The organism is Thermus sp., from assembly GCF_039793865.1.
Classification (GTDB): domain Bacteria; phylum Deinococcota; class Deinococci; order Deinococcales; family Thermaceae; genus Thermus.
The window spans coordinates 1-5,274 of the sequence record NZ_JBAMMI010000054.1 but is presented as its reverse complement, the minus strand read 5'-3'; the positions used below and the strand labels follow the sequence as shown (position 1 = coordinate 5,274).

The 5,274-nt window shown below is 72.1% G+C and carries 9 protein-coding genes; 4 read left to right on the top strand and 5 right to left on the bottom strand.

The window, feature by feature from the left end:
* The 5 genes from ABJK26_RS05265 to rlmB form a co-directional block, all read right to left on the bottom strand.
* Window positions 1-203: DUF2905 family protein (locus ABJK26_RS05265; protein WP_347241215.1), on the bottom strand; the 203-nt coding region annotated here is incomplete at its 3' end.
* Window positions 190-1,098 (bottom strand): glucokinase, encoded by a 909-nt coding sequence (locus tag ABJK26_RS05260; RefSeq protein WP_347241214.1) that lies wholly within the window; start codon window positions 1,096-1,098, stop codon window positions 190-192. The genes ABJK26_RS05260 and ABJK26_RS05265, both read right to left, overlap by 14 nt.
* Window positions 1,095-1,331, bottom strand: a complete 237-nt coding sequence (locus tag ABJK26_RS05255; RefSeq protein ID WP_347241213.1) for a hypothetical protein — start codon at window positions 1,329-1,331, stop codon at window positions 1,095-1,097. The genes ABJK26_RS05260 and ABJK26_RS05255 overlap by 4 nt, the downstream gene beginning before the upstream one ends.
* Window positions 1,316-2,386, bottom strand: coding sequence for a M20/M25/M40 family metallo-hydrolase (locus tag ABJK26_RS05250; protein ID WP_347241212.1), 1,071 nt, complete (start codon window positions 2,384-2,386; stop codon window positions 1,316-1,318). The genes ABJK26_RS05255 and ABJK26_RS05250 overlap by 16 nt, the downstream gene beginning before the upstream one ends.
* A 4-nt stretch (window positions 2,387-2,390) precedes the next feature.
* Complete coding sequence (gene rlmB, locus ABJK26_RS05245; RefSeq protein ID WP_347241211.1) at window positions 2,391-3,107, bottom strand: 23S rRNA (guanosine(2251)-2'-O)-methyltransferase RlmB; 717 nt, start codon at window positions 3,105-3,107, stop codon at window positions 2,391-2,393.
* Between the two features lie 42 nt (window positions 3,108-3,149).
* Here rlmB and ABJK26_RS05240 point away from each other — a divergent pair, with 42 nt between their 5' ends.
* The 4 genes from ABJK26_RS05240 to ABJK26_RS05225 are packed head-to-tail and all read left to right on the top strand — an operon-like array spanning window position 3,150 to window position 5,208.
* The gene (locus ABJK26_RS05240) at window positions 3,150-3,584 is read left to right on the top strand and encodes a universal stress protein (RefSeq protein ID WP_347241210.1); all 435 of its coding nucleotides are present in this window, start codon (window positions 3,150-3,152) and stop codon (window positions 3,582-3,584) included.
* Window positions 3,585-4,100 (top strand): LOG family protein, encoded by a 516-nt coding sequence (locus ABJK26_RS05235; protein WP_347241208.1) that lies wholly within the window; start codon window positions 3,585-3,587, stop codon window positions 4,098-4,100. It begins immediately after the preceding gene.
* The gene (locus tag ABJK26_RS05230) at window positions 4,097-4,459 is read left to right on the top strand and encodes a hypothetical protein (protein ID WP_347241207.1); all 363 of its coding nucleotides are present in this window, start codon (window positions 4,097-4,099) and stop codon (window positions 4,457-4,459) included. The genes ABJK26_RS05235 and ABJK26_RS05230 overlap by 4 nt, the downstream gene beginning before the upstream one ends.
* Complete coding sequence (locus ABJK26_RS05225) at window positions 4,459-5,208, top strand: HAD family hydrolase (RefSeq protein ID WP_347241206.1); 750 nt, start codon at window positions 4,459-4,461, stop codon at window positions 5,206-5,208. Before ABJK26_RS05230 ends, ABJK26_RS05225 begins: the two co-directional genes overlap by 1 nt.
* The last annotated feature ends 66 nt before the right edge of the window (window positions 5,209-5,274 follow it).

Genomic DNA, 5,274 nt, shown 5'->3' with positions numbered 1-5,274 from the left:
ATTAGGTGGAGGAGAAGGCTGAGGAGCAGGGAGAGGAGGAGGCTCGAGGCCAGGGGGATGTACACCCTTAGGCCCTCCCGCTCAATGCGGATGTCCCCCGGCAGGTGGCCGAACCAGGCGAAGAGCTTGGGGAAGTAGAGGAGTAGCGCCCCAAGGAGGAGCAGGAAAAGCCCTGTGTAGACGAGGACCTTACCCACCTCCATGCTTCACCTCCAAGAAGGCCGTGAGGGCGGCCCCGAGAAGCCCCGCTTCGGCCCCCAGGAGGGCCTTCCGCAGGGGGGGGGCCTCCCAGCCCTTAAGGTAGCCGTGGTAGGCCTCCAGGAGGGCCTCCCAGTACCCTTCCGGGGCGTTTAGGGCGAGCCCTCCGCCCACCACCACCACCCCGGGGTCAAAGGCCTTCACCAGGCTGGCGAGGCCCATCCCCACGTAGCGGGCGGCCTGGAGGAGGAGGCGCCTGGCCTTGGGCTCCCCCTCCTGGAAGAGGCGGAAAAGCTCCCGGGTGTCCACGGCCCGGTGGTAGGCGTAGCTGGCGTCCCGCTCTAAGGCGCGCCCCGCGGCCAGGGCCTCGAGGCACCCCTCCAGCCCGCAGCCGCAAGGGGGTCCCCCGGGGAGGAGGGTGATGTGGCCGAACTCCCCCCCCTGGCCCCGCTCCCCCCTTAGCACCCTTCCCCCCAGGACCACGCCCCCTCCAATCCCCGTGGACACGGTGAGGTAGAGGGAGCTCGCCTCCCCCCGCCCCGCCCCCAGGTGGTGCTCGGCCAGAGCGGCGGCGTTGGCGTCGTTTTCCAGGTGGACGGGCCTTCCCGTGGCCTCCTCCAGGAGGCGGCGGATGGGGAAGTTCCGAACTCCTGGGATGTTGGGGGTGAAGCGGATCACCCCCTCCCGGAAGTCCAGGGGCCCCGGGGTGCCGAGGCCGAGGGCCTCGGCCCTCACCCCCGCCTCCTCCTCCGCCTTCTCGGCCGCCTCCGCCAGGGCCCGCACCACCGCCTCCCCCCCCTCCTTGGGGGTGGGGAGGATCACGTGGGAGAGGAGCCTCTTTCCGTCAAAGGCCCCGGCGGCGATCTTGGTGCCCCCCAGGTCCAGGCCCACCACGATCACGGGATCCCCTCCTCCAAAAGGGCCTCGGCCTCGCCCAAGAGGGCCTCGGGCACCAAGAGGGCCACGTCCCCCATGTAGGTGCCTAAAGCGGCCTCGGGGAGACCCGCGAAGGGGGTTTCCACGAGGGCGGGGATGCCCCTCGCCTCCAGGCGGGCCTTAAGCCCCTCGGCCACGGCCCTGGGGGCGGTGAGGAGCTTGCGGTAGGGGGTTCCGGCCACTAGGCGGCGCTCCATAGGGCCTCCACGAGCAGGGCGTACTCCCTCCCCGCGGCCTCCACCTCGGCGAGGGGGATGTGTTCCTTGGGGGTGTGGGCTAAGCCTGGGTCCCCGGGGCCATAGCCCAGCACCGGGGCCTTGGCCCCCAGGTAGGGGGCGTCGGTGGTGAAGGGCCAGAAGCCCGCCTCCTCCTGCCCCAGGGCCCGGAGGGCGGCGAGGAGAAGGGGGTGGTCCCCCGGGAGGCGGTAGGGGGGCCAGAGGGCGGGGAGGGTCATCCGCACCTCCCCCGAGGCCCTTTCCTCCTCGGGCACGTAGACCGAGGCCCGCCCCAGGGTGCGCAAAGCGGCGAGAAGCCCGTCTAAGTCGGCCTCGGGCTCGTAGCGCAGGTCCAGGTAGAGCCGCGCCACCCCCGGGGTCTGGTTCCGGGCCCCGGGGTAGGTGTCCACCCGGGTGGGGGTGAGCTTGACCCCTTGGGGCAGGGGAAGCTCCCTTAGGGCGAGGAGGTACTCCGCCAGGTCAAAGAGGGGGTTTTCCGGCCCGGAGAGGGCGGCGTGGGCCTCCTCCCCCTCAAAGTCCGCCCACACCTCTGCCCGGCCCCGGTGCCCCCGCATGAGCCTCCTGGAGGAGGGCTCTCCCAGGAGGAAGGCCAGGGGGGAAAGCCTTTCCGCGGCGTAGCGGCTCCCCAGCCCCCCCACCTCCTCCTGCACCACGGCCAAGAAGCGCACCCGGCCCCGGAGGGGCCTTTCCTTCAGGGCCTCCAGGGCGAGGAGCATGGCCACCAGGGGGCCCTTCATGTCCACCGCCCCCCGGCCCCACACCGCCCCCTCGGCCACGGCCCCCTGGGGGTGGGGCCAGCGGGCGGGGTCCCCTGGGGGCACCACGTCCAGGTGCCCGGCGAGGACCACCTCGGGCTCCCTTTCCCCGAGGAGGGCCTCCACGTTCCCCGCCTCGTCCAGGCGGGCCTCGAGGCCCATCCCCTTCAGGGCCTCCAGGAGGAGGCCCGCCGCCTCCCCCTCCTGCCCCGGGAGGCTTTCCGCCTGGAGGAGGCGGGAGAGGAGCCGGACCCAGTCCACGCCCCTATCCTACACCCCGGGCGAGGCCCGCCTGGTAGAGGGCGATGCCCAGGGCCACGGAGGCGTTCAGGGACTCGGCCTCCTTACGGATGGGGATGCGGAAGAGCTCGTCGCAGGCCTCCCGCACGAGCCTCCGCATCCCCTCCCCCTCCGAGCCCACCACCAGGACGAGGGGCCGCTTGAAGTCCAGCTCCCAAGAGGCTTTCTCCCCCCGCACGTCCAGGCCGTAGGCCCAAAGGCCCCGCTCCTTGAGGTCCCTTAGGGCCCGGGGGAGGTTTTTCACCTTGACCAGGGGGAGCTTCAGGGCGGCCCCGGCGCTCGCCTTCAGGGCCAGGGGCGAGAGGGGGGCGGCGCGCCGCTCCTCCGAGACCACCCCGTGGGCCCCGAGGGCCAGGGCGCTCCTTATCATGGCCCCGTAGTTCCTGGGGTCGGTGATCCCGTCCAGGGCCACGAGAAGGGGAGGCTCTTTCCTCGCCTCGGCCAGGCGGAGGGCGTCTTCCAGGGTGGCGTAGGGGGGTTCCTCCACCTCCGCCGCCACCCCCTGGTGGTGGGTGGTCCTGAGGAGGGCGTCCAGCTCAATGCGGGGCACCAGGGTGTAGTCCGCTCCCAGGCGCTCAAGCTCCCTAAGGAGCCAGCCCTCCACCCCCTTGGCCACCAGCACCCGCCGCGCCTGGCCCAGCCTGAGGGCCTCGAGGACCGGGTTCCTGCCGTAGACCCACATGGCCCGAGTCTAAGGCGTATGATGGGGGCCAAGGAGGTGCCGATGTACAAGAGCATCCTCATGCCCACCGACGGGAGCCCCTGCAGCTTCCAGGCCCTGGAGCACGGCCTTGGGCTGGCCAAGGCCCTTTCCGCCAAGGTCCACTTCCTCTACGTCCTGGAGAACCCCGCCCAGGCCATCTGGATCGCTCCGGAAAGCGTTCCTTACGGCCTGGAGCTCCTGGAAGACCTGAAGAAGGCGGGGGAGGAGGCCATCGGGAAGGCCCTGGCCCTGGCCCGGGAGAAGGGGGTGGAGGCCACGGGGGAGGTGAAGGAGGGGGTCCCCATCCCCACCATCGTGGAGGCCGCCCGGGGCTTTGATCTCCTCGTCATGGGCACCCACGGGCGCACGGGGCTGGACAAGCTCCTCCTGGGCTCGGTGACGGAAGGGGTCTTGCACCGGGTCTCCGTCCCCGTCCTGGTGGTGCGTTGCCGCTAGATGCGCCTCCTCTCCGCCTTCGTCTCCTCCCGCCTCTCCCCTGAAGATCCCCTTTACGCCAGGCTGGTGCGCTACGGGGAGGTGGTGGCCGAGGAGGGGTTCGGCCTGGCCTGCGGCGGGTACCAGGGGGGGATGGAGGCCCTGGCCCGGGGGGTGAAGGCCAAGGGGGGCCTGGTGGTGGGGGTGACGGCCCCCGCCCTTTTCCCCGAGCGAAAGGCCCCAAACCCCTTCGTGGACCTGGAGCTTCCCGCCGCCACCCTTCCCGAGCGCATCGGGCGCCTTCTGGACCTGGGGGCGGGGTATTTGGCCCTGCCCGGGGGGGTGGGGACCCTGGCGGAGCTTCTCCTCGCCTGGAACCTCCTCTACCTCAGGCGGGGCCTGGGGCGGCCCTTGGCCGTGGACCCCTACTGGCTTGGCCTCCTCAAGGCCCACGGGGAGATCGCCCCCGAGGACCTCTCCCTCCTCCAGGTGGTGGAGGACGAGGCGGATTTGCGCCGCTTTCTCCGGGGCTTATGAGCGAGACCCTCTTGGTCTACCTGCCGGACCTGGGCCAGGGGGTGAGCTTCTACCAGGCCCTGGGCCTCGCCCTGGAGGAGCTTCTCCCCGGGGAGGCCCTCCTCTCCCCCAAAGAGGGCCCCCTCCTCCTCCTCCGCCCCGGGGCGGGCGGGGTGGAGCGGGGCCCGCAGAGGCCCAGGCCCGAGGGCCAGGGCTTCGCCCGGCTCGCCCTGGAGGAGGGGCGCCTGGTCTTCCGGGTGGAGAGCCTTCCCCACGAGAAGCTCCGCCTCGCCAAGTACGGCCTGGCCTTCCTGGAGGCGAAGGACCACCTCCTCCTCTTTGACCCCGGGGAGAACCCCGTCCTGGTGCGGGAGGGGTAGTGGCCGCGCGGCTTTGGCTTTTGGACCTGGACGACACCCTCCTCCAGGACCACGCCGTGACCCGGGAGGTCCTGGAGGCCCTGGGGCGGGAGGTGGGGGCGGAGGGGCTTGAGCCCGCCGTGCGGGCGAGGGCCCTCGCCCTCTTCCAGGAGGCCCCCTTCTACCCCTGGGCCGAGGGCATCGGCCACTCGGCCCTGGAGGCCCTCTGGGCCCGCTACTCCACCCCGGGCCTCGAGGCCCTGGCGGGGTGGGCCTGGCCCTTCCGGGAAAGGGTCTTCCGGGAGGCCCTGGAGGAGGCCGGGGGGCCCGCCGGGCGGGCGCGGGAGCTCGCCTTCGCCTTCTTCCGGGAAAGGCGGCGCTACCCCCTCTTCCCCGAGGTGCCGGAGTTCTTGGAGGCCCTGAGGGCCAAGGGGGCGGCCCTCGTCCTCCTCAGCAACGGGGTGCCCGACCTCCAGCGGGAGAAGCTCTTCGGGGCGGGGCTTGGGGGGGCCTTCGCCCTCACCCTGGTCTCCGGGGAGGTGGGCCTGGGCAAGCCCGACCCCAGGCTCTTCCGCATGGCCCTCGCCGCCTTCGGGGTGGGGCCGGAGGAGGCGGTGATGGTGGGGGATAACCCCGAGCGGGACATCCAAGGGGCCCTCCTCGCGGGGGTGCGGGCGGTTTGGGTGGACCGGGGCTTCCGCAGGCCCGACCCCCGCTACCCCGCCCACCTGGAGGTGCGGGACCTGCGGGAGGCCCTGGTCCTGCTCTAAGCCCTGGCGCAAGCTGGCATGGATCCAGGTTTTCTCTCACAAAACCGAAGCCGGCCCTCCGCTAGA

Coding starts and splice junctions, on each gene's coding strand:
- ABJK26_RS05255 (WP_347241213.1), bottom strand. CDS start 1,331: ATGGAGCGCCGCCTAGTGGCCGGAACCCCCTACCGCAAGCTCCTCACC.
- rlmB (WP_347241211.1), bottom strand. CDS start 3,107: ATGTGGGTCTACGGCAGGAACCCGGTCCTCGAGGCCCTCAGGCTGGGC.
- ABJK26_RS05230 (WP_347241207.1), top strand. CDS start 4,097: ATGAGCGAGACCCTCTTGGTCTACCTGCCGGACCTGGGCCAGGGGGTG.
- ABJK26_RS05235 (WP_347241208.1), top strand. CDS start 3,585: ATGCGCCTCCTCTCCGCCTTCGTCTCCTCCCGCCTCTCCCCTGAAGAT.
- ABJK26_RS05240 (WP_347241210.1), top strand. CDS start 3,150: ATGTACAAGAGCATCCTCATGCCCACCGACGGGAGCCCCTGCAGCTTC.